General features: G+C 44.1%; 20 protein-coding genes and 1 tRNA gene. 1 reads left to right on the forward strand and 20 read right to left on the reverse strand.

Going from position 1 to position 20,294, the window contains the following annotated elements; translation table 11 throughout:
• The 16 genes from Q0E19_RS00470 to Q0E19_RS00545 all read right to left on the reverse strand — a co-directional run bounded on the left by Q0E19_RS00470 (window position 1) and on the right by Q0E19_RS00545 (window position 15,598).
• Window positions 1-1,728 (reverse strand): GldG family protein, encoded by a 1,728-nt coding sequence (locus Q0E19_RS00470; RefSeq protein ID WP_294406058.1) that lies wholly within the window; start codon window positions 1,726-1,728, stop codon window positions 1-3.
• Window positions 1,729-1,746: 18 nt separating this feature from the next.
• On the reverse strand, window positions 1,747-2,451 hold the full coding sequence (locus Q0E19_RS00475) for an ABC transporter permease subunit (RefSeq protein WP_294406060.1): 705 nt from the start codon (window positions 2,449-2,451) through the stop codon (window positions 1,747-1,749).
• The gene (locus Q0E19_RS00480) at window positions 2,451-3,422 is read right to left on the reverse strand and encodes an ATP-binding cassette domain-containing protein (protein WP_294406062.1); all 972 of its coding nucleotides are present in this window, start codon (window positions 3,420-3,422) and stop codon (window positions 2,451-2,453) included. Before Q0E19_RS00480 ends, Q0E19_RS00475 begins: the two co-directional genes overlap by 1 nt.
• A gap of 108 nt (window positions 3,423-3,530) precedes the next feature.
• A complete protein-coding gene (gene gltX / locus Q0E19_RS00485) occupies window positions 3,531-4,991 on the reverse strand; it encodes a glutamate--tRNA ligase (RefSeq protein WP_294407001.1) in 1,461 nt (486 codons plus the stop codon).
• Between the two features lie 33 nt (window positions 4,992-5,024).
• Window positions 5,025-5,957 (reverse strand): bifunctional riboflavin kinase/FAD synthetase, encoded by a 933-nt coding sequence (locus tag Q0E19_RS00490; protein ID WP_294406064.1) that lies wholly within the window; start codon window positions 5,955-5,957, stop codon window positions 5,025-5,027.
• 27 nt (window positions 5,958-5,984) lie between these two features.
• Window positions 5,985-6,890: a tRNA pseudouridine(55) synthase TruB gene (gene truB, locus Q0E19_RS00495; protein ID WP_294406067.1), complete on the reverse strand. Its 906-nt coding sequence runs from the start codon at window positions 6,888-6,890 to the stop codon at window positions 5,985-5,987.
• Window positions 6,881-7,834, reverse strand: coding sequence for a bifunctional oligoribonuclease/PAP phosphatase NrnA (locus Q0E19_RS00500; protein WP_294406069.1), 954 nt, complete (start codon window positions 7,832-7,834; stop codon window positions 6,881-6,883). Before Q0E19_RS00500 ends, truB begins: the two co-directional genes overlap by 10 nt.
• A 37-nt stretch (window positions 7,835-7,871) precedes the next feature.
• Window positions 7,872-8,282, reverse strand: coding sequence for a 30S ribosome-binding factor RbfA (gene rbfA / locus Q0E19_RS00505; protein ID WP_294406072.1), 411 nt, complete (start codon window positions 8,280-8,282; stop codon window positions 7,872-7,874).
• 45 nt (window positions 8,283-8,327) lie between these two features.
• Window positions 8,328-10,907 carry a translation initiation factor IF-2 gene (gene infB / locus Q0E19_RS00510; RefSeq protein WP_294406074.1) on the reverse strand — a complete coding sequence of 860 codons (2,580 nt, stop codon included), beginning with the start codon at window positions 10,905-10,907 and terminating at the stop codon, window positions 8,328-8,330.
• A gap of 28 nt (window positions 10,908-10,935) precedes the next feature.
• Complete coding sequence (locus Q0E19_RS00515; RefSeq protein WP_294406077.1) at window positions 10,936-11,304, reverse strand: ribosomal L7Ae/L30e/S12e/Gadd45 family protein; 369 nt, start codon at window positions 11,302-11,304, stop codon at window positions 10,936-10,938.
• The gene (locus tag Q0E19_RS00520) at window positions 11,291-11,563 is read right to left on the reverse strand and encodes a YlxR family protein (protein ID WP_294406079.1); all 273 of its coding nucleotides are present in this window, start codon (window positions 11,561-11,563) and stop codon (window positions 11,291-11,293) included. The genes Q0E19_RS00515 and Q0E19_RS00520 overlap by 14 nt, the downstream gene beginning before the upstream one ends.
• Window positions 11,564-11,568: 5 nt before the next feature.
• Window positions 11,569-12,702, reverse strand: a complete 1,134-nt coding sequence (gene nusA / locus Q0E19_RS00525; protein WP_294406080.1) for a transcription termination factor NusA — start codon at window positions 12,700-12,702, stop codon at window positions 11,569-11,571.
• Between the two features lie 66 nt (window positions 12,703-12,768).
• Window positions 12,769-13,284, reverse strand: coding sequence for a ribosome maturation factor RimP (gene rimP / locus Q0E19_RS00530; protein WP_294406084.1), 516 nt, complete (start codon window positions 13,282-13,284; stop codon window positions 12,769-12,771).
• A gap of 183 nt (window positions 13,285-13,467) precedes the next feature.
• Window positions 13,468-13,905 carry a hypothetical protein gene (locus Q0E19_RS00535; protein ID WP_294406089.1) on the reverse strand — a complete coding sequence of 146 codons (438 nt, stop codon included), beginning with the start codon at window positions 13,903-13,905 and terminating at the stop codon, window positions 13,468-13,470.
• 32 nt (window positions 13,906-13,937) lie between these two features.
• Complete coding sequence (locus Q0E19_RS00540) at window positions 13,938-14,948, reverse strand: LCP family protein (RefSeq protein WP_294406093.1); 1,011 nt, start codon at window positions 14,946-14,948, stop codon at window positions 13,938-13,940.
• A 14-nt stretch (window positions 14,949-14,962) separates the two neighbouring features.
• Complete coding sequence (locus Q0E19_RS00545; protein ID WP_294406095.1) at window positions 14,963-15,598, reverse strand: SLOG family protein; 636 nt, start codon at window positions 15,596-15,598, stop codon at window positions 14,963-14,965.
• 224 nt (window positions 15,599-15,822) lie between these two features.
• On the opposite strand from Q0E19_RS00545, the gene alr reads away from it, so the two are divergent.
• Window positions 15,823-16,959 carry an alanine racemase gene (gene alr, locus Q0E19_RS00550; protein WP_294406097.1) on the forward strand — a complete coding sequence of 379 codons (1,137 nt, stop codon included), beginning with the start codon at window positions 15,823-15,825 and terminating at the stop codon, window positions 16,957-16,959.
• 230 nt (window positions 16,960-17,189) lie between these two features.
• Here alr and Q0E19_RS00555 read toward each other — a convergent pair whose 3' ends face one another.
• From Q0E19_RS00555 to Q0E19_RS00570, 4 genes are all read right to left on the reverse strand, one after another.
• The gene (locus tag Q0E19_RS00555; protein ID WP_294406099.1) at window positions 17,190-17,597 is read right to left on the reverse strand and encodes a DUF3592 domain-containing protein; all 408 of its coding nucleotides are present in this window, start codon (window positions 17,595-17,597) and stop codon (window positions 17,190-17,192) included.
• 480 nt (window positions 17,598-18,077) lie between these two features.
• Window positions 18,078-18,162, reverse strand: a tRNA-Leu gene (locus Q0E19_RS00560).
• A 265-nt stretch (window positions 18,163-18,427) separates the two neighbouring features.
• Window positions 18,428-19,888, reverse strand: a complete 1,461-nt coding sequence (proS, locus tag Q0E19_RS00565; protein ID WP_294406102.1) for a proline--tRNA ligase — start codon at window positions 19,886-19,888, stop codon at window positions 18,428-18,430.
• 19 nt (window positions 19,889-19,907) lie between these two features.
• Window positions 19,908-20,270 (reverse strand): hypothetical protein, encoded by a 363-nt coding sequence (locus Q0E19_RS00570; protein ID WP_294406105.1) that lies wholly within the window; start codon window positions 20,268-20,270, stop codon window positions 19,908-19,910.
• Window positions 20,271-20,294 lie beyond the last annotated feature (24 nt).

Here is a 20,294-nt window from a genome sequence, read left to right on the forward strand (position 1 = left end):
TTACTTATTCTTTCTTCTCAGCCATACAACTGTACCTACTGCAAGAACTGCAAGAGGGATAACTGCGCTGAATGTCCATTTAAGAACATTCTTCTGCTGCTCGTTGATATCAAAAGCATTTCCTGTGATAGTCTTAGGAGTGATAGTTACTCCGTCCGTCTTGTGGGTGATGCCGTTGAGTACGCTGAGAACATATTCTCTGTTGTTATACTGTTCAGCTGCGAGTATATTGTCATTGAGCATATACTCAGAACCAAAGCAGAGGATATTGCTGTAAACTGTTGTGGCGTTTTCGTCATTAAGGAACTTAGCCTTTGAGCCTACTGCCATATAGCACTGCTGTCCCTTTGCGATCTTGTCGCCAACGGTTCCGTTTGTCATAGAAACGTCTGCTGTGTATGCGTCATCTGTTGACAGTACATACTGCTCTGTGGAAACCATATCCTGCTCGTCGAAAAGCACGTTTACAGGTCTTGTGAACCATGAGCTTATAACAGGCTGTGAAGTCTGGATATCCTGATCAAAGCTGTCTGAGATGTTCGTTGTAGTTGTAACGAACGGGTAGTTGTAGTAGTTTGAAGTATATGTTTCGCAGATAACACCGCTGCCGATCTGAAGTCCGTATTCCTGAAGGAACTCATCAAGGTTAGGAGTTGAGTCCTGACTGTATGACGCAACATAGATGAGCTGCTTTCCGAGGTCGCCGTTGTTGTTGAGGAAGTCGCTTATCTTTGTTATCTCGCCCTCAAGATAATCCGTCTTAGGTGCAGGGATAACTATAACGCTTGTTTCCTCAGGTATCTCCTCAGATGTGATATCTATGCTGTTTACGTTATATCCGTTTGCTGTAAGCAAAGTCTGGAAGTATGAGAGATCAGTTATCTCACTTCTTCCTGTAAGGAAAGTAACATATACAGGGTTTGGATCAGTTACGGTCATAAGAGCAGATGTGAAAGCCTGCTCGGCATTTGATGACTCAACATATGAGCCGTAGTATGAAAGGAATGTAAGGTCGCTTCCTGCCTGCTGAACGAGCATATCTATGCTGTAACCGGACTGTGAAAGCTGGCTTACGAACTCGTCCTTGAAACTGAGAAGATCGACCATACCGAGTTTTCTTGTTCTCTGTACCTTTTCGCCGTTTACTTCTGTATTGGTTTCAAAGATTATATCGAACTGCTGGATAGAGTCGCTGTAATTCTTTACTACGTCAGGGTTAGAGTCTATATCCATAAATCTGTATGAGATATGGTTATTGAGCTTGCAGTAGTTTTTAAGCAGCTCTACCGCCTGCTTATTATATGAGGAATAGTTTGTAAAAGTCTCCTCATCTGCAAAGATAGTTACTGTTACGTCAACGTCAACGTCCTTTACATACTTTTCCGACTCGTCAGAAACTGAATATATCTTATCAGCAGTCAGGTCTATTGTAATAGGATATCTGTCGAAAAGCATTGTTGTAACGATATTGACAAGCACCAGCAGCGCAATAAACACGCAGGTCAGCACAGTAGCCATTGTACCATGCTTGAGCTTTTTGGTATTGAACTTTTTCTTGTCTTTATTTTCTTTTTTATCTTTGCTATTCTTTTTGCTCTTCTTATCTTTTTCAGCGTTATTCTTTTCCTGTTCAGCAGCGTCCTTCTGATTTTTCTCGCTCTCGACTATATCATCAAGGAACTTTCTGCTGTTTGCGGAAACCTTTTCGTTTTCGTTATTGTTTTCCATTTATGCGCAACCTCCTTATCAGCCCCAGCGGCGTTTTTCAAGCACTCTGACCGTAAGGAAAAGAAATGCCACAACTGCACTCACGAAAAATACTACGTTCGAGAAGTCGAACACTCCGTATGTAAATGAATAATATCTTTCGCCGAATGAAACCTTCTGAAAGACTGTCTGAACCCAGTCTAAAGGTATAAGATTGCCGATAGTTGTCATAAATGACGCTGCGATAAGTGCAACAAAGCTGATAACTACCGCAACTATCTGATTTTCTGTGAATGATGAACAGAATATGCCTATTGCTATATAAGCCGCTCCCACAAGAAGGAGAGCCACGATATTTCCCACAATAACGTTCCAGTCAGGCTGACCGAATGCGGAAACTACCACAGCCATAACTGCTGTGATCGAAACTGCAATAGCATAGATAAGGAAAGCCGCAAAGAACTTTCCTGCAACGATGCTGCCCAGACTAATCGGAGCTGTAAGCAGACACTGGTCTGTTTTTGAACGCTTTTCCTCAGAGATCGTTCTCATGGTGAGGATAGGTATAAGCACGATAACTATTGTAAGCAGCGAACCGAAAAGCGAATCAAGCTTTGTATATCCGCTGTTAAGGCTGTAATAGGAGAACATTATTCCGCAGTATGCAAAAAACGCAGCTATAAATATGTATCCTATCGGAGATGTGAAGTAAGCCTTTACCTCTCTTCTGAAAATCGCTCCCATTATTCCTCTACCTCCTCATCTGCTGCAAGGGCAGGGATCTTTTCGCCCATCGTGAGTTTAAGGAAGATATCCTCAAGGGACATTTCGGAGGATCTCAGCTCCAGCATATACCAGCCGTTCTCCGCTATCTTCTTAAACAGCTCATATCTTATATCCGAACCTTCCTCCGCCTCTATCCTGTAATCGCAGACATTGTTTTTATGCTCAGCGTCGCAGTATACCTTGTCAACGCCGTCGATACTCTGTATCATTCTCATAACGTTGTCCTTATTTCCGTCTATCTTGCAGATGAACTTATTGTCGCCTGTAAGCTTGTGGGAAAGGTTCTCTTCGGTATCGTTTGCGACCACTCTTCCCTCGTTGATAACTACGATCTTATCGCATACCGCCTGCACCTCGGAGAGTATATGTGATGAGAGTATGACCGTATGGTTCTTACCCAGCTTTCTGATAAGCGTTCTTATCTCGATTATCTGCTTAGGGTCAAGACCTACTGTCGGCTCGTCAAGGATAAGCACCTTCGGGTTTCCCACCAGCGCCTGTGCAAGACCTACTCTCTGTCTGTAACCTTTTGAAAGGTTCTTGATAAGTCTGTTGTATACGTTGTCGATCTTCACAAGGCTGCATATATCCTGAAGATGGGATATTTTCGGCAGCTTGCACTTTTTAAGATCGTATATGAAATAGAGATACTCCTTTACAGTCATATCCACATAAAGCGGAGGTATCTCAGGGAGATAGCCTATCTTCTGCTTTGCCTTTACAGGGTTTTCAAGAATATCTATCCCGTCGATAAGCGCCTTTCCGCTAGTGCTTGAAATATAGCCTGTAAGGATATTCATTGTTGTGGACTTACCTGCTCCGTTCGGTCCGAGAAATCCCAGCACTTCGCCGTCCTCAGCCTTGAACGAAACATTATTGACGGCTTTCTTGTCGCCGTAATGTTTACAAAGGTTTACAACCTCTATCATTTAATTTTTCCTCCTAACGGGAAATAATTTAGCTTTTTGCCGCTTATAATTCTAAATTATCTATGTGAAAGATAAGTGACAGTTTAATGTTTAATGCGAAATTATGTCTTAGCTGAGCTTTTCTATTCCCTTTTTAACTCTCTCGATAGTATCCTTTTTGCCGATAAGTGCAGCGATCTCGATTCCGCCGCCCGGTGTGAACGCCTTGCCTGATACGGCAACTCTAAGCGGCCAGAGGATTATTCCGTTCTTTACGCCCATTTCGCCGATAAGAGCGAACAGCTTTTCGTGGATATTCTCTTCTGTCCAGTCAGCCTCGTCTATGCTCTCCAGTACAGGCAGAACAGCCTTCAGGGATCCAAGTGAATTCTCAGGATTTGTTTTCATCTTCTTATGTGTATAGAGGTCGATAGAATACTCAGGCAGTGCGTCAAGGAAGTCTACCATTTCTGGTATCTCTGTGAACAGCTCTGTTCTTGCCTGAAGCAGTGCGGCAACGGCATTAAGGTCGATATCCTCTCTCTTTACGCTCTCCTTGATGTAAGGAACAGCATACTCTGCGAACTTCTCAGGTGTAAGTCTTTTAATATACTTTCCGTTTATAGCCTTGAGCTTTACAGGGTCGAATATAGCAGGTGACTTTGAAAGTCCGTGGATATCAAATTCCTTGATAAGCTCGTCAAGTGAGAATATCTCTTCCTCGCCCTTTGGCGCCCAGCCCAGCAGAGCGATATAGTTTATAACAGCCTCTTTGAGATATCCCTTCTTCATAAGATCCTCATATGAAGCGTCGCCGTCACGCTTTGAAAGCTTGTGCTGCTTGTCCTTCATTATATGCTCAACGTGGATATATGTCGGAACTTCCCAACCGAAAGCCTTGTAAAGCAAGTTGTACTTAGGAGCAGATGCAAGATACTCGTTTCCTCTTACAACGTGTGTGATGCCCATAAGGTGATCGTCAACAACGTTTGCAAAGTTATATGTTGGCATTCCGTCTGTCTTTATAAGTATCTGATCGTCAAGAGTAGCGCAGTCAACTGTGATATCGCCGTAAAGCTCATCATGGAAAGTAACCTCGCCCTCCAGCGGGATCTTCTGTCTGATAACGTAAGGTACGCCTGCGTCAAGCTTTGCCTTTATCTCCTCAGCAGGAAGATCACGGCAATGTCTGTCATACATAGGAGCGATACCGCTTGCCTCCTGAATAGCTTTCAGCTCTTCAAGTCTTTCCTTGTCGCAGAAGCAGTAGTAAGCCTCGCCCTTTTCAACAAGCTCCTCAGCATATTTCTTGAACATACCCATTCTTTCCGACTGGATATAAGGACCGACAGGACCGCCTATATCAGGACCTTCGTCCCAGTTGAGTCCGCACTCTTTAAGAGTTTTGTAAATTACCTCAGTAGCACCCTCTACATAACGTCCCTGATCCGTATCCTCTATTCTGAGGATAAAATCTCCGCCGTTCTGCTTTGCGATAAGATATGTGAACAGCGCTGTTCTGAGGTTTCCGATATGCATATAGCCTGTCGGGCTTGGCGCAAATCTGGTTCTTACTTTATTCATTGATATCTGTCCTTTCAAATTTTTTATTTTATATTTTCATTATTTTTCAGCCTTATAGTACCTTGCTGTAAATTCCGTATCTGCGGCTATCTGTTCTTTGAGCTTGTCAAAGCTTTCAAACTTCCTCTCCGCCCTTACGAAATATTCGGGGTAAAGGGTGACAGTCCTGCCGTAGAGGTCGCCGCTGAAATCAAGGATATACGTTTCCGCCAGCGGTGAAAGCCCGCTCTGAACGGTCGGCTTTATGCCTATGTTGGTAACGCCGAAATAGGTTTCCTCACCGATCTTCACCCTTGAACAGTAAACTCCAAATTTCGGCAGCACCGATGATTCGGGTATCTTCTGATTTATAGTAGGGAAGTTCCATGTCCTGCCCAGTTCGTTGCCGTGCCTTACTGTCTGAGTATAGCCGAACTGATATCCCAGCAGAGCATTTGCCTTTCCGATATCGCCGTTTTTTATATACTTCCTTATAGCGGTGGAGCTTACCTCTGTGCCGTCAACGGAAAGCTTGTCCAACGCATAGACTTCTATGCCGTATTTTTTACCAAGCTCTCTGAGGACTTCCACATTCCCCTCAGCTTTTCTGCCGAAACTGAAATCCGCTCCGCAGACTGCTGCGGCGCAGCCAAGCTTTTCTTTAAGCACAAGCCTTACGAAATCCTCCGCAGGCATATCCTTGAACATGGAAAAATCGGGGGAGTAAAGATAATCCGCACCGAGTTTTTCAATATGCTGACGTTTCTGCTCATCGCTAAGCAGCATTTCAAGCCTGCCCTTTGATGTAAGGGAACTGGTTTCAAAGGTGAAAACAGCCGCTTTCAGCCTGCCGCCGCTATCATTTTTAAGTCTTACCGCTTTTTCGATAACGAGCCTGTGACCGAGGTGAACTCCGTCGAAAAGTCCCATTGCGCAGACCGTTTTAAATTTATTGTTTTCAGAGATATTATCCTTATCCGAAAGTAAAATCAAAATATCCCTCCATAGATCCATTGCTTTTCAGCGCAGATTTTTCATACTGCGGAACTCTTCTCCGCAGAAATGACCTGTGCCGATAAATTCCCCGTCAGAGCCGTAAACTCTGTATATCTTATCATCGGGAACACTCTTTCCCACCTGTGACGGTCTTAGTTTTACTCCGTTTCGGTAAAGTCCCGTTATACGCTGGGAAAGGTCTATCCTTTCATAGTCCTCAAACGCTCTGTCTGCGGGGATAATGATATCTTCTGCTTTTCCTCCGTCACATATTTCGGCTATCTGCTCTATCGTATAGCAATCCTCAGCTTTGCAGCCGCCCGAATATGTTCTCACCAGCGAGGTCATTGCAGCGCCTGTGCCGACAGCATCGCCGATATCATTTATTATTGTGCGTATATATGTACCCTTGTGACATTTCACATACATTTTTCCGCTGCGTGTTTTCTCGTCATACTCTGTGATGTCGATGCTTTCAACGAAAATGGGACGTGGCTCACGCTCCACGGTCTTTCCCTCTCTTGCAAGCTCATACAGCTTTTTTCCGCCGACCTTTACAGCGGAATACATGGGCGGTATCTGCATTATCTCCCCCACAAAGCGCTGTGCTGCGGCTTTAAGGGTTTCAGCACTGACCGCTCCTGCGTTTTCGGATAGCACCTTGCCTGTGGTATCCTGAGTATCTGTCGTTACACCGAGAACAAAGCCAGCCTCATACTCCTTGCGTCTGTCGGGGATAATATCGCAGGCTTTTGTTGCCTTTCCCACAAAGACAGGCAGCACGCCCTCAGCCATAGGGTCAAGCGTTCCGCCGTGACCAAGCTTTTTCATATGGAGTATCCCTCTCAGCTTAGCCACAACGTCAAAAGATGTCCAGCCCTGCTCTTTATACACAGGGATAATGCCGTTGAGTTCCGCCATTATCCGCATACCTTTCCGACTTCTTCAAGAAGCTTTGCCTTTACTTCGTCAAGGCTGCCGTGTATCTCACAGCCTGCGGCTCTTATATGTCCGCCGCCGTTGAACTGCTGACAGAACGCAGATGCGTCTATCTCTTCGGTAGTTCTTACGGATATCTTATACACATTCTCGTGGCGTTCCTTTACGGTTATGCCTATTCTTACGCCCTCAACAGACAGCGGTATAGATGCAAGCCCGTCGAACTCGGCAGGGTCTACTCCGCATTCCTCCATAAGCTTTTTGGTAAGAACTATCATTGAACACTTTCCGTCAAAGAAATATTCCATTTTGCTTATGACAGTCTGCTCGACAGCTATCCTGCCCCTGCTCTTTACATCGAACATTTTTCTGTTGACAACAGAAAAATCTATATTGTAAGCCATAAGCTCTGCGCAGGCGATATGCGCCGCAGGTGTTGTGTTTTCATACTTGAAACAGCCTGTGTCTGTTGCTATGCCTGTATAAAGGCACTTTGCGATGATATCGGATATCTCCATACCCGAATATCTGAATATCTGATACATTATAAGCGCTGCGGCAGACGCTTTTGCGTCAACATAAGTCTGCTTTGCAAAAGCCTTGTTTGAGATGTGGTGATCTATGCAGAGATCGACCGTCCCCTCCTGCTGATACTGAGCAAGCCCGCTGCCGATAAGCTGCGGATCTGCGATATCCACCGCTATAACGTACTGTATATCAAATTCCTGCGGAGTATACTCTTCATACATAAAACTGTATCTGTCGGGAAAACTGTCTGAATTTACGACATTTGCTTTTTTGCCCATATTTCTGAGGAAATAGCAAAGCGCAAAACCTGTTCCCAAAGTATCTCCGTCGGGACTTTTGTGTGTGAGAATAAGAAAGTTGTCATTCTCCTTGAAAATATTTATAATATCACGAAATTCCAATACCATCACTGCCTTTCTGCGAATGTGAAAAACGCTGAAAACATTACTGCATATCTTCTTTATCTTCTATATCTTCCGAACCGTCCTCAGCATCTTCATCAGACGGTTCATCCTTTATTATCTCTCTGAGCTTTCTTGTTATCTCAGCTGAATGTTCAATAGAATTGTCAGCCACGAATTTAAGCTCAGGGCATTTTTTCAGCTTCAGCACATTTGAAATTTCTCTTTTAAGATAGCCTGTGGCAGACTCAAAACCCTTTACAGCCTCCTTAGCCTTTTCATAGCCTTCAAAGCTGGATATATACACCTTGCAGTAAGAGCCGTCGTTCGCTACATCGCATCTTACCACAGTAAGCATCTCTCCGCCGTGTATGCGTGGGTCTTTGAGATCTCTCATTTTGCCCGAAATTATTCTTCTTATATCCTCGGACATTCTGCCTGCTCTGTATCCCATACCGCTGCCTCCTGTTTTTTATTGATATATTGATATCTTGATCTCTTAATCTCTGTATTCTTCCATTATATATCCTTCAAGGATATCTCCTACCTTGATGTCAGAGAACTTTTCAAGAGTGATACCGCACTCAAAGCCTGCGGCAACCTCCTTTGCGTCATCCTTAAATCTCTTGAGTGATGACATCTTGTCGTCTGCAATGATTATACCGTCACGAACAACTCTGATAAGGTCGTTTCTGCCGATCTTTCCGTCAAGTACATATGAACCTGCAACTGTTCCGACATTTGAGATCTTATAGGTCTGTCTTACCTCAACTCTTGCAGTATCGACTTCTCTGTACTTAGGAGCGAGCATACCCTTCATAGCGTCTGTGATCTCTTCGATCGCATCATAAATAATTCTGTAAAGTCTTATCTCAACGCCGCTCTGCTCAGCATTAGCCTTTGCAACAGGGTCAGGTCTTACGTTAAATCCTACGATGATAGCATTCGACGCATTAGCAAGCATAACGTCGCTCTCTGAAACTGCGCCTACGCCGCCGTGGATAACTCTTACTCTTACCTCTTCGTTGGATATCTTTTCAAGTGACTGCTTTACAGCCTCAACAGAACCCTGTACGTCAGCCTTTACAATGATAGGAAGTTCCTTCATCTCACCCTCAGAGATCTGTGCGAACAGATTGTCAAGAGTTACCTTCTGATACTGCTGGAATACCTCTTCCTTAGCCTCATGCTTTCTCTGCTCAACAAGCTCTCTTGCAAGCTTTTCGTCCTCGACCGCATTGAATGTATCACCTGCGCTCGGAACTTCGCTCAGACCTGTTATCTCAACAGGTGTTGACGGACCAGCCTTCTGGATAGGCTTTCCTGTGTGACCTGTCATTGTTCTTACACGTCCCACTGATGTGCCTGCGATGATAACATCGCCGTTCTTAAGAGTACCGTTCTGTACAAGAAGTGTTGCAACAGGACCTTTGCCCTTATCAAGTCTGGCTTCGATAACTGCGCCCTTTGCAAGTCTGTTAGGATTTGCCTTAAGCTCCTTTACCTCAGCCACAAGCAGAACGTTCTCCAGCAGTTCGTCAATGCCCATACCTGTCTTTGCGGAAACAGGAACAGCGATAACATCTCCGCCCCATTCTTCAACAACAAGCTCATGTTCTGTAAGCTGCTGCTTAACTCTGTCTGGGTCTGCGCCTTCCTTATCCATTTTGTTGATAGCAACGATAATGGAAACTCCCGCAGCCTTTGCGTGGTTGATGGATTCTATTGTCTGAGGCATGATACCGTCATCAGCCGCTACAACAAGTATAGCTATATCTGTGATATTTGCGCCTCTTGCTCTCATTGAAGTGAACGCCTCGTGTCCTGGAGTATCAAGGAAAGTGATCTTCTGACCGTTGTAATTTACCTGATAAGCACCGATATGCTGTGTGATACCGCCTGCCTCTCCGTCTGCAACATTTGCGTTTCTTATTCTGTCGAGGATAGAAGTCTTACCGTGGTCAACGTGTCCCATAACAACAACGACAGGGCATCTTGGTTCAAGGCTTTCAGGAGCGTCCTCTTCGTCCTCGATAAGTCTTTCTTCAATAGTAACGACAACTTCCTTTTCTACCTTTGCTCCCAGCTCATCAGCGACCAGTGACGCTGTATCGAAGTCGATGACCTCGTTGATAGACGCCATTACGCCCAGACCCATAAGCTTCTTGATGACTTCGGTAGCTGTTACCTTGAGTCTTGAAGCAAGCTCTGAAACAACGATCTCGTCAGGTATCATTACCTTGAGCTGCTGCTTTCTTGCCTTTTCTAGAGCAAGTCTGTTGAGCTTATCCTGCTCACTTTCTCTCTTGTGGGAATGCTGCTGCTTTTTATACTGCTGTGACTTCTGTGTTATCTTCTGTTTCTTCTGGAAGTTATCCTTTGTCTTGCCCTGCTTAGCGTTGGCAAGGTTGTCATACTTTTCGTTGTACTTATCAAGCTCTACATAGCTTCCTCTTGTGTCGATAGTTCTTCTGCCGCTGAAGTTATCTGAATCCTCAGAGATAGTATATCCCTTTTCGTCCTTTGAACCGCCTGAGAATCCGCCGAGCTGCTGCTTGATGCCATGCTCTTTCTTCTTTGCAGCTTCCTTTTTCTTTTCATTTCTTTCGTTTCTTTCAGGCTTATCCTGCTCTTCCTTGACTTCCTTAACTTCCTTCTTCTCAGCCTTAGGAGCAGGAGTCTGTTCAGCCTTTGGTGCAGGAGCTTTTTCTGCCTTTGGCTTTTCCTCAGTCTTTACGTTCTTTTCAGCCTTTACAGTTTTCTCTGCCTTTTCTGTCTTTGCATTCTCCTTCTTAGGAGCAGACTTCTTTTCTTTTGCCTTTTCAGCCGCAGGCTTTTCTGCTGCCTTAGGCTCTTCCGGCTTTTTATTATTTGCAAAATACTCGTTAAAATTCTCTACCTGATTGTTCTGTGTGTAATATTCAAAAACATATGACACTTCTTCAGGCAGGAGAGCCGCCTGAGTCTTTCTTGTTTCGCCGTCGAACTTTTCCAGACACTCGATTATATCGCTGCTGTTCAGCTTAAGATCCTTTGCAAGCTCGTTAAGCTTGATCTTCTTCACACTCTTATTACTCATAGGCTGTATATCCTCCTTGACGCTTCAATTATATTCCGCCGTAAAACTCGTTTTCATCTATCTGGATCTCTTCAAGTCCCTTTACGCACGACTTTGCAAATCCGCCGTCGGTCATTGCCACAACGCCTGTGCGCTTTCCTATGCCGTTTCCGACTTCGTCCATATCCACTCCCAGCGCATACAGCTTTACGCCGTATCTTGCGCAGGAGAACTTGACTTCTTTAAGGGACTTCGGGGAAAGGTCGCTTGCTGTGAATACAGCCTTTGCTGTACCTGTACGGCACGCTTCCTTGACCATATCCATTCCCATGACCAGCTTTCCCGCTTTTCTGCACATGGAGATAAGACCGAGCTTGTTATTCGGCTTATTTGATTTTTCTGCCTTATTCGCCGCCATTTTTCAGTTCCTCCTCCATACTGTCATATATCTCATCGCTTATTTTACATGAAAAGCTTTTTTCAAGCCTCCGTGCCTTTCTCGCCTTTGCAAGACATTCTGCGCTGCGGCAGATATAAGCTCCTCTGCCCGCCTTTTTGCCTGTAAGGTCAAGTGATATATCGCCCTCTTTCGGCTTCACTACCCTGACAAGCTCCTTCTTAGGCTTCATTTCACCGCAGCCAAGGCACATTCTCATTGGTATCTTTTTCGTTTTCATAATAATTACTCGCCGTCGTTTTCAGCAGCCTCGTCAGCTGTTTCTTCAACCGCAGGAACTTCCGGAACGATATCTATCTTGTAACCAGTCAGACCGGCTGCAAGCTTTGCGTTCTGTCCCTTGTTGCCGATAGCAAGTGAGAACTGATTGTTAGGAACGACAACTCTGCACTTTCTGATGACTTTCTTTATCTCCTGATCGCCCTTCATATCAGTCTTGTACTCAGGCTCAAGCAGCTCAACGTTTATTACCTCAGCAGGAGCAAGTGCCTTTGCAATGAACTCAGCCTCATCCTCGCACCAGTTTATAACGTCTATCTTCTCGCCCTTAAGCTCTGCAACAACATTTGATATTCTTGACTTCTTAGGACCAATGCAAGCGCCAACAGCGTCAACGTTCTTATCCTTTGAATAAACTGCGATCTTGCTTCTTACGCCCTCTATTCTTGCGATAGACTTTATCTCTACCGTACCGTCTGCGATCTCAGGAACTTCAAGCTCGAAAAGTCTTTTTACCATATCCTTATGTGTTCTTGAAAGCTTAACGATAGGCTGCTTTTTCTCTGTTCCGCCAAGGCTCACGATATAGACCTTGATGATGTCGCCCTCTTTAAGTACCTCTCCAGGTATCTGCTCACTTCTATAAAAATAATGCTCGTTCTTGTCGATAGTGATAACTGCATTTCCTGTTGCAGGCTCTACCTTCTGAACGACAGCTGAAACTATCTCGTGTTCCTTGCCCTTATACTGTTCAAGAAGCTTGTTTCTTTCAAAATCCTTTATGTCGTGCTTGATGGACTGCTTTGCGTTCTGAGCGGCAACTCTTCCTATCTTAGTCGGATTTACAGGGATCTCTACCCAGTCGCCCTCTTTAACGTCAGGATCGTATGTCTTAGCCTCTCCGATATAGATCTCGTTGTCAGGATCGTCAACGAACATTACCTTCATAACTTCCTTGAGTATGCACATTTCAAGCTTGCCTGTTTTAGGCTCGATGTCAACTCTTATATGCTCGCAGCCAGGATTTTCTTTCTTTACAGCCTTTATAAGACCCTCTCTTACTTTTTCGATAAGTACCTCTTTGTCAATATTGCTTTCAGATGAAAGTGCGTCAAGCGCATTGAAAAACTGCTCGTTCATTTTTCAAACCATTCCTTTCGGTGTAATTTTTTATGTTTTATATGTTATATATGCTGTTTGTATTCTTTATTCGTCAAAATCAAGATCATAATCGTCATAGAGCTTTACGAAAGCACAGTCGGAAAGCTTGAACTCAACGTTCTCAACTCCATCGCCGTTTTCGTCAAGTGTCTGGCAAAGTATCCTGTTCTTGTCATATCCCACAAGTCCGACGATAAACTCTTTCTGACCGTTCTCGTCAGGTCTTATAAGCCTTACCCTTACAACGTCGCCTATGCAGACCTCAAAGTGTATGGGCTTTCTGAGTTCTCTTCCCAGTCCAGGACTGCCGCACTCAAAAACATAGCTTTGTGAGATAGGATCTTCTTCGTCCAGTATCTTGTTGAAAGGTCTTGTAAAAGCCTCGCAGTCGTCCATAGTCACTCCGCCGTCCTTGTCGATAAGAACACGCAGATACCATGTAGCGCCCTCTTTCTCAAACCTTACGTCCCACAGGAAAAGTCCCAGCTCGTCTGCAAGCGGCTGTGCAAGCTCTTCCACTCTTTCCACAGTGGTTTTCTTTGCATTTTTCTTGTCTGCCATACAATACCTCCCGAAAAAAGTCCTTATACAAATACAAAAGACCGGAAGTCAAATTCCAGTCTTTCATTAAAAGCCTATTATAAATATTATACCACAACGGCATATCTTTTGCAAGGAAAATCAAAGGCTTTTACAGAAATTTCTGAAACATTCTTATAACGCATTGTAAACAATTTGTAAACCCTAGGTTTTTTCCTTTGTATTTTCCGTGCCGTCTTTATTATCCTTGTTATTGTCTTTGTCCGATATATCGGCGGTCTGCTCTGCCATAAGGGGAGTTTTCCTGTTTTTTCTTGTCCCCTCCACAAAATCCAGCGGCACAGTGAACATTATTCCTGTGTTCGGCTGAGAAAGATCTCCCACAGTATTATAAACTACCCGCCTTGCAAGATCAAGCTGGTTGTTTTTTATTACTGAAAGGATAGTTCTGTTATCTTCCTCTTCTCCGCTGAAAAGGCTTCTTATAGATGCGCTCAGAAAGCTTGAATCCATTTTCGACAGCGTCATAGCCAGTCCGGAGGACTGAATGATCGTTGCTCCGCCTATCCCCGCTGCGGAAAGACCTTCGAGAAGGTATTCAAGCGCATCGGTCTTATTCAGAATTATTACCATAAGCTTCATAAGCCGCACATCCTTTCAGATATATTATTTTATCAGTTATTTGCAGAGCTTTCCGAATCGGCAGTTTCCTCAACATCGGTAGTTATTCTTTCTCTGAGAGAAGCTTTGAATTCAGATGAAGGCTCGAACTTTTCATCGTTCTGCGACCATGTTCCCTGTGGACACATCATTTCCGCAGGCATCGTACCGCTCGCCAGCATATCCTTTATATAAGATTTCTGGAGTTTGAAATCATCATTGGTGAAATCAGTATCGCTGTTCTCCGTAATGATCTCATAGATATTGTCAAGATTATCGGTGGTTATATTCGCCTGCTGGAAAGCATTGTTGAGCAGTGAAGTGAGCGCCTCGCCAAAGAACTCTATGTTGCCCTGCTTGCCGTTTGAGAAGATAGGATACTGGCTTATCAGTCTTATCTGTCTGCCGTCAAGGTTGGTAAGCTCGCCCTTTGAAATGAAGATATCGTTCTGATCGTTGTCCTGTGAAAGGTAGTAAAGCTCCTCAGACGGAGTATATGTAATTCCACCGAAAATATCCGCTACGCTTTCAAAAGCCTCATTTGTTATGGACATATAGTTGTCGATAGTAACGTCATATGTATCCTGGATCTCAGATTTAAGCTGAGCCATTCCGCCTGTTTCAAAAACGTCACGCATGGTCTGGCTCTTATTCGTGCTTGCCGCAGTCATTGCCGAAACAGGCACAACAAGTATCTTCTGCTCATCAGGTTCAACTCTTATGATAGCTGCATCGGAAAGCACGCCCTTTGAATTTACTCTTGCATAAAGGTTAGTGAACACCGTATTTGAGATAACAGCGTCCTCGTCGTCGCCGCCGTCGTCAAGTATATTGAACTCCTTCAGCAGATATATAGACAATGCCGCCAGCAGAGCCATAAACACCAGCACAGTTATAAAATAAACCAATGCGACAGGTGCCTGCGACCTTCTTTTCTTCTTTTTCTTTTTTGGATTTGGGGCATTTTTAAATGCCTTTTCTGATCTTTCTGCTGCATTTGCAGCAATAGCCTTGCCTGCGGACATATCAGCATTTCCTCCTATATTTTTTCAGCCGTTTTGCAGCTCTGTATTCTTATAAAATCCGACACACCGTCATTTGTGTCTGTATCGCAGTAAAGCACAGGATTTTCGTCCAGCGAGATTATCTGGATATCAAGTCCTGCCTTTTTCGCCATATTTATGGTCTGGAGCGTTCCGGAACCACGTTCCTTTTTCTTATATGCGCCTATGATCCTCGAAGAATGATCCACCATAAACTGATTTCTCAGCTTATATCTCATCTTATCCCCTTTGCTGCTGACGATGACTTTTTCATCGCACTGCGAAAGTATCATAGAGTAGTAATACCCGTCCAGCGCACCGCTTATCTCCCTGTACTGTTCCTCATAGGGGAGGGCGCAGACAAGTCTTGTATCAGGAAATTTCCCCGAAGATATCATTTCGTGAACGAGTTTTGCGCAGGTGAGGTCGATTCCGTCCGCCATACCCGATATAAATGTACGATAGCCGTCACGGTAAGCCTCCTGACACAGCAGCTGGAGCATACTTACAAGGCATTTCATACCCTGCTTATTCATATCTCCGCCGAATGGCAGATCCCGCCGTCTGTGACCTGTTATACAGCAGGCGGTACTTTTATCACAGCTGAAATCTTCCGCTGCTGTAATTCTCACAAAAACCGCCGCCTTTCACTGCATTTACAGTTATTATAACACATCTTTCTTTATTTTTCAATAGCTGAGAAAAGTCATTGAGATATTTTTTCCCATATATAATTATGATTGACAAACAGGCTGATATGAGTTATAATTTTAAGGCAGCACTGCGCAATATTCTGCATGGTGCTGTCTTTAGAGTTATGTACATATGTACAATAAAATACGAAAGAAGAATCGGTATGAACGTTTTAAGACGCTGCTGGGCTGAGATAAGTCTTGACAGCATCGCATACAACTACACACAGTACAAGAAATATATCGGTGAAGACACAGATATAATGTGTGTTGTAAAGGCTTCCTGCTATGGTCACGGCGACAAGATAATCGCCCCGTTTCTCCAGAACGAGCTTGGGGTAAAGCATTTTGCTGTATCAAATCTGCTGGAGGCTGAACGTCTGAGGAACATGGGTATAACCGGTGAGATACTTATTCTCGGTTACACTCCTGAAGAAAACGCAGACGATCTTGTAAAGTTCGACATAGTTCAGGCTTGCACAGAATACTCTTACGCAAGATCTCTTTCCGAAAACTGCACTTCCGGCAAGGTAAGGCTTCATGCTGCCATTGACACAGGCATGACGAGGATAGGCCTTCACGGAGATGTTAGTTCCATAGCAGATGAGCTGAAAGAGATATCAAAGCTTGAAAACATATCCCTTGAGGGAATTTTCACTCACTATGCGTCAGCTGACGGCTGTGACCAGTCTGATGATGATTACACAAAGATGCAGACGGAGAAGTTCTTTGCTGTTTCAGACGCTGCAAAGGCGGCTGGCACAGAGCTTGGACAGGTACACATACTTAATTCCGCAGGCGGAATATATCATTTTGACAAACGCAGCACTTTTGCAAGGCTCGGCATAATACTTTACGGACTTTATCCAAATCCTCAGAAAGAGCTGCCGTTCAAGCCTAAGCCTGTAATGACGCTCAAAGCAGTTGTATCGCAGGTCAAGTACATTGACAGCGGAACGGCTGTAAGCTACGGCAGGACATATCACGCAGGTGAAAGGGTAAAGCTTGCCACAGTTACGGCTGGTTACGCAGACGGTTTTCCGAGAAAGCTTTCAAACGCAGGCGAAGTCATCATAAGAGGAAAGCGCTGCAAGATAACAGGCAGGATATGCATGGATCAGTTTATGTGCGATGTTTCGGCGCTTGATGATGTATGTGTTGGTGATGAAGTAACGCTTATGAACGATGAGATCACAGCAGATGACATAGCTGCTCTCACAGGCACGATAGGCTACGAAATAGTCTGCGGCATCTCCCACCGTGTCCCCCGTGTGTCCTCGGGCGGACGGCTCGGTTCGTGACGCTCGGCAAGCTCGCTGTCTGCTGTTGGAGTTGTTACTTTAGCACTCGGAAGAAACAAAGATATGGATTTTACTGAAACCGACTTTGATGAGGTTTTATATTGGCTCTTTTGGTTTGATGAAGTCTTTATCTAGGCTTAACAAGTTTCGATAGTTCGGTAGGGGCGACCTTTGGTCGCCTCTTTTTTTGCATACAAATCAAAGTGAAAGGCACTTACTTATTAAATGCACTAATCTTTTCCTCTGCTTTTGAACGATTTAATCGCAAGAAAAGCACTTATCAAAAAGAACACGCTGCTCACAATACAAAGCATTCTTAAAAGGCTCTGATCCTCTATTGCAGTTGGATTTTCGGGATCAATTTTTATTTCTACCTTGTCACCTATCTTTTCACTGTTGAGGAAGCCGATATCTCGCTGCAATGTATAATCCTTCTCATTATACACATACTGAAGTTCCTCATAATCTACCTGCCTATGCTTTTTTCCTGTTGTTCTGACAGATATATTTGTTACCTCTGCGTTTACAGACACATAATCAGACGTATATATTTTATACCCTGTCAGACACATCACCGCAGCAACAAATATGACCAAGGCTATTACAAGCCACTGTTTATTTGAAATTTCCTTTTTCATATAAATATCAGCCTTTCTTTTTGTAAAATATATTTATTTATATATTATAACAAACCTCCAATAATCTGTCAACTTGTCCTCGGTCCTCGCCGGACGGGCGCCCTCGGGCGGACGGCTCGGTTCGTGACGCTCGGCAAGCTCGCTGTCTGCTGTTGGAGCTGTTACTTTAGCGCTCGGAAGAAACAAAGATATGGATTTTACTGAAACCGACTTTGATGAGGTTTTATATTGGCTTTTAAATGTTTGATATTTCGTAACAAAGTCTAGTTTTCAAACTTGACCTCAAACATTAAACGCAAAATCAAAATAATCACAAACCCTCAATCGTCCAAAGCAAACTTTACGCAAAACCGAACAACAAAAAGGAGCAAGCCAAACAAAGCCTGCTCCTAAATTTTTCACCATAACATTTATACTCAAAATCCCCATAAAACAAAAAACTCGCAAACCCATAATAAAAGATTTGCAAGCTCTTTAACTTGGTGCGGCAAATGGGACTTGAACCCATACGTCGTGTGACACACGCCCCTCAAACGTGCCTGTCTGCCTATTCCAGCACTGCCGCATTTTATTTGATTGTCTGCCGAACGTTCTGAACTCTTTCGTTTCGTTCGTGTTCCGTGTCATTCAGCTTAATTATTATAGCACGCTCAGCACCGTTTGTCAACACCTTTTTTCAAAAAATATTCTATTATATATAAACTAGAATATCATATATATAATTATGCATAATTATACTTTTATCGACACAAATAAAAACCGCCGAACGAAGTTCATTCTTTCCGTTCGGCGGCAGATATTCGGTTTATTAAAATTGCACTACGACTGCATTAATATGCCTTGCCCCAGAGTACCATTTTCTTTGCAGGCTTTCCGCAGCATACGCACACGTCGTCTATCTCTTCCTGATCGAATGGGATACATCTTGAACCTACGCCTGTGATCTCCTTTACCTTATCCTCACAAGCCTCGTCACCGCACCACATTGCCTTTACAAAGCCGTCGCCCTTTTCTTCAAGCGCAGCCTTTATCTCGTCCATTGTCTTGCAGCGGTATGTCTTGTTCTCTCTGTTCTCGGCTGCCTTCTTGTACATTCCCTCAGGTATAGTCTTTTCAAGCATCTCGATAACTGTATCTTTGAGTGTTTCAAGCATATTTTCAAGAGAAACTGTGATCTTCTCGCCGTTGTATCTTGTTGCAACTATGCACTGACCGTTCTCTATATCCTTTGGACCTATCTCAACTCTTACAGGAATACCCTTCATCTCGTACTCAGCAAACTTCCATCCTGGAGAATTGTTTGAATCGTCGAGCTTTACTCTTACACCGCAGGCTTTGAGCTTGTCATATATCTTCTGAGCCTCGTCAAGAACGCCCTCCTTATGCTGTGCGATAGGCACGATAACTACCTGTACAGGTGCAACAGCAGGCGGCAGAACAAGTCCGTTATCGTCGCCGTGTGTCATTATAACAGCACCTATAAGTCTTGTTGTCACACCCCATGAAGTCTGATGAGGGTATGCAAGCTTGTTATCTCTTCCTGTGAACTGAATGTCGAATGCTCTTGCGAAACCGTCGCCGAAGTAGTGTGATGTGCCTGCCTGAAGAGCCTTTCCGTCATGCATAAGCGCCTCGATAGCATATGTAGCCTCAGCGCCTGCGAACTTGTCGCTCTCAGTCTTTCTTCCCTTTACAACAGGCATAGCAAGGTCATGCTCGCAGAAATCAGCGTAGCAGTTGAGCATACGCTCTGTTTCCTCGATAGCCTCCTCAGCTGTTTCGTGGATAGTGTGTCCTTCCTGCCAGAGGAACTCTCTTGAACGGAGGAAAGGTCTTGTGGTCTTTTCCCATCTTACAACAGATACCCACTGATTGTAAAGCTTAGGAAGATCTCTGTATGAATGTACTATATTTGAATAATGCTCGCAGAAAAGTGTTTCGGAAGTTGGTCTTACGCAAAGTCTGTCCTCCAGCTTTTCACTTCCGCCGTGAGTTACCCAAGCTACCTCAGGCGCAAATCCCTCAACGTGATCCTTTTCCTTCTGGAGCAGGCTCTCAGGAATGAACATAGGCATACATACGTTTTCATGACCAAGTTCCTTGAAACGTCCGTCAAGTATTCTCTGTATGTTCTCCCATATAGCATAGCCGTAAGGACGGATCACCATACAGCCCTTTACGCTTGTATATGAAACAAGCTCAGCTTTCATACAGATATCTGTATACCACTTTGCGAAATCCTCGTCCATTGACGTGATAGCGTCAACCATTTTCTTGTTGTTTTTTGCCATTTATATAACCTCTTTCTTATTACTTTTCTGAATTTTCCTTATCGTCATCTGACTTTGCAGAGCTGTTTTCTCCGCCCTTGTCATGCTTTTTACGCTTGAGATCAAAGCCGTATATATCCTGATTGTATATCTTATAGTTCGGGTCGAACCCCTCCAGCTTTGAGGATTCAAATGCGCCCTGCACCTTATAATCCTTTGGGTCAACGCCCTTATTTTCACCGTCCACCCTTGCGGGATCGGTCTTTTCAGCCAGCTTAGGACAACGTTTTTCTATGAACTTTGCAATTTTTGGAGTAACAAGGCAAGCTGCGACTATAAGCGCCATTATTACCGCACAGCTTATCACCACGTCCACAAGCATACTTAATGTTTCCTTATCCAACCTTGTCACCTCGTTTTCCCGACA

The sequence above is a fragment of the uncultured Ruminococcus sp. genome (assembly GCF_934476685.1).
Lineage (GTDB): Bacteria > Bacillota > Clostridia > Oscillospirales > Ruminococcaceae > Hominimerdicola.

What these genes read in the sequence shown, in the direction of transcription:
- Q0E19_RS00515 (WP_294406077.1), bottom strand. Translation starts at nt 11,304, where the DNA reads ATGGCGGCGAATAAGGCAGAAAAATCAAATAAGCCGAATAACAAGCTC.
- alr (WP_294406097.1), top strand. Translation starts at nt 15,823, where the DNA reads ATGAACGTTTTAAGACGCTGCTGGGCTGAGATAAGTCTTGACAGCATC.
- Q0E19_RS00500 (WP_294406069.1), bottom strand. Translation starts at nt 7,834, where the DNA reads ATGGTATTGGAATTTCGTGATATTATAAATATTTTCAAGGAGAATGAC.
- Q0E19_RS00535 (WP_294406089.1), bottom strand. Translation starts at nt 13,905, where the DNA reads ATGAAGCTTATGGTAATAATTCTGAATAAGACCGATGCGCTTGAATAC.
- Q0E19_RS00475 (WP_294406060.1), bottom strand. Translation starts at nt 2,451, where the DNA reads ATGGGAGCGATTTTCAGAAGAGAGGTAAAGGCTTACTTCACATCTCCG.
- Q0E19_RS00480 (WP_294406062.1), bottom strand. Translation starts at nt 3,422, where the DNA reads ATGATAGAGGTTGTAAACCTTTGTAAACATTACGGCGACAAGAAAGCC.
- Q0E19_RS00540 (WP_294406093.1), bottom strand. Translation starts at nt 14,948, where the DNA reads ATGTCCGCAGGCAAGGCTATTGCTGCAAATGCAGCAGAAAGATCAGAA.
- infB (WP_294406074.1), bottom strand. Translation starts at nt 10,907, where the DNA reads ATGAGTAATAAGAGTGTGAAGAAGATCAAGCTTAACGAGCTTGCAAAG.
- proS (WP_294406102.1), bottom strand. Translation starts at nt 19,888, where the DNA reads ATGGCAAAAAACAACAAGAAAATGGTTGACGCTATCACGTCAATGGAC.
- rimP (WP_294406084.1), bottom strand. Translation starts at nt 13,284, where the DNA reads ATGGCAGACAAGAAAAATGCAAAGAAAACCACTGTGGAAAGAGTGGAA.
- Q0E19_RS00555 (WP_294406099.1), bottom strand. Translation starts at nt 17,597, where the DNA reads ATGAAAAAGGAAATTTCAAATAAACAGTGGCTTGTAATAGCCTTGGTC.
- nusA (WP_294406080.1), bottom strand. Translation starts at nt 12,702, where the DNA reads ATGAACGAGCAGTTTTTCAATGCGCTTGACGCACTTTCATCTGAAAGC.
- Q0E19_RS00470 (WP_294406058.1), bottom strand. Translation starts at nt 1,728, where the DNA reads ATGGAAAACAATAACGAAAACGAAAAGGTTTCCGCAAACAGCAGAAAG.
- Q0E19_RS00520 (WP_294406079.1), bottom strand. Translation starts at nt 11,563, where the DNA reads ATGAAAACGAAAAAGATACCAATGAGAATGTGCCTTGGCTGCGGTGAA.
- truB (WP_294406067.1), bottom strand. Translation starts at nt 6,890, where the DNA reads ATGCGGATAATGGCGGAACTCAACGGCATTATCCCTGTGTATAAAGAG.
- rbfA (WP_294406072.1), bottom strand. Translation starts at nt 8,282, where the DNA reads ATGGGATACAGAGCAGGCAGAATGTCCGAGGATATAAGAAGAATAATT.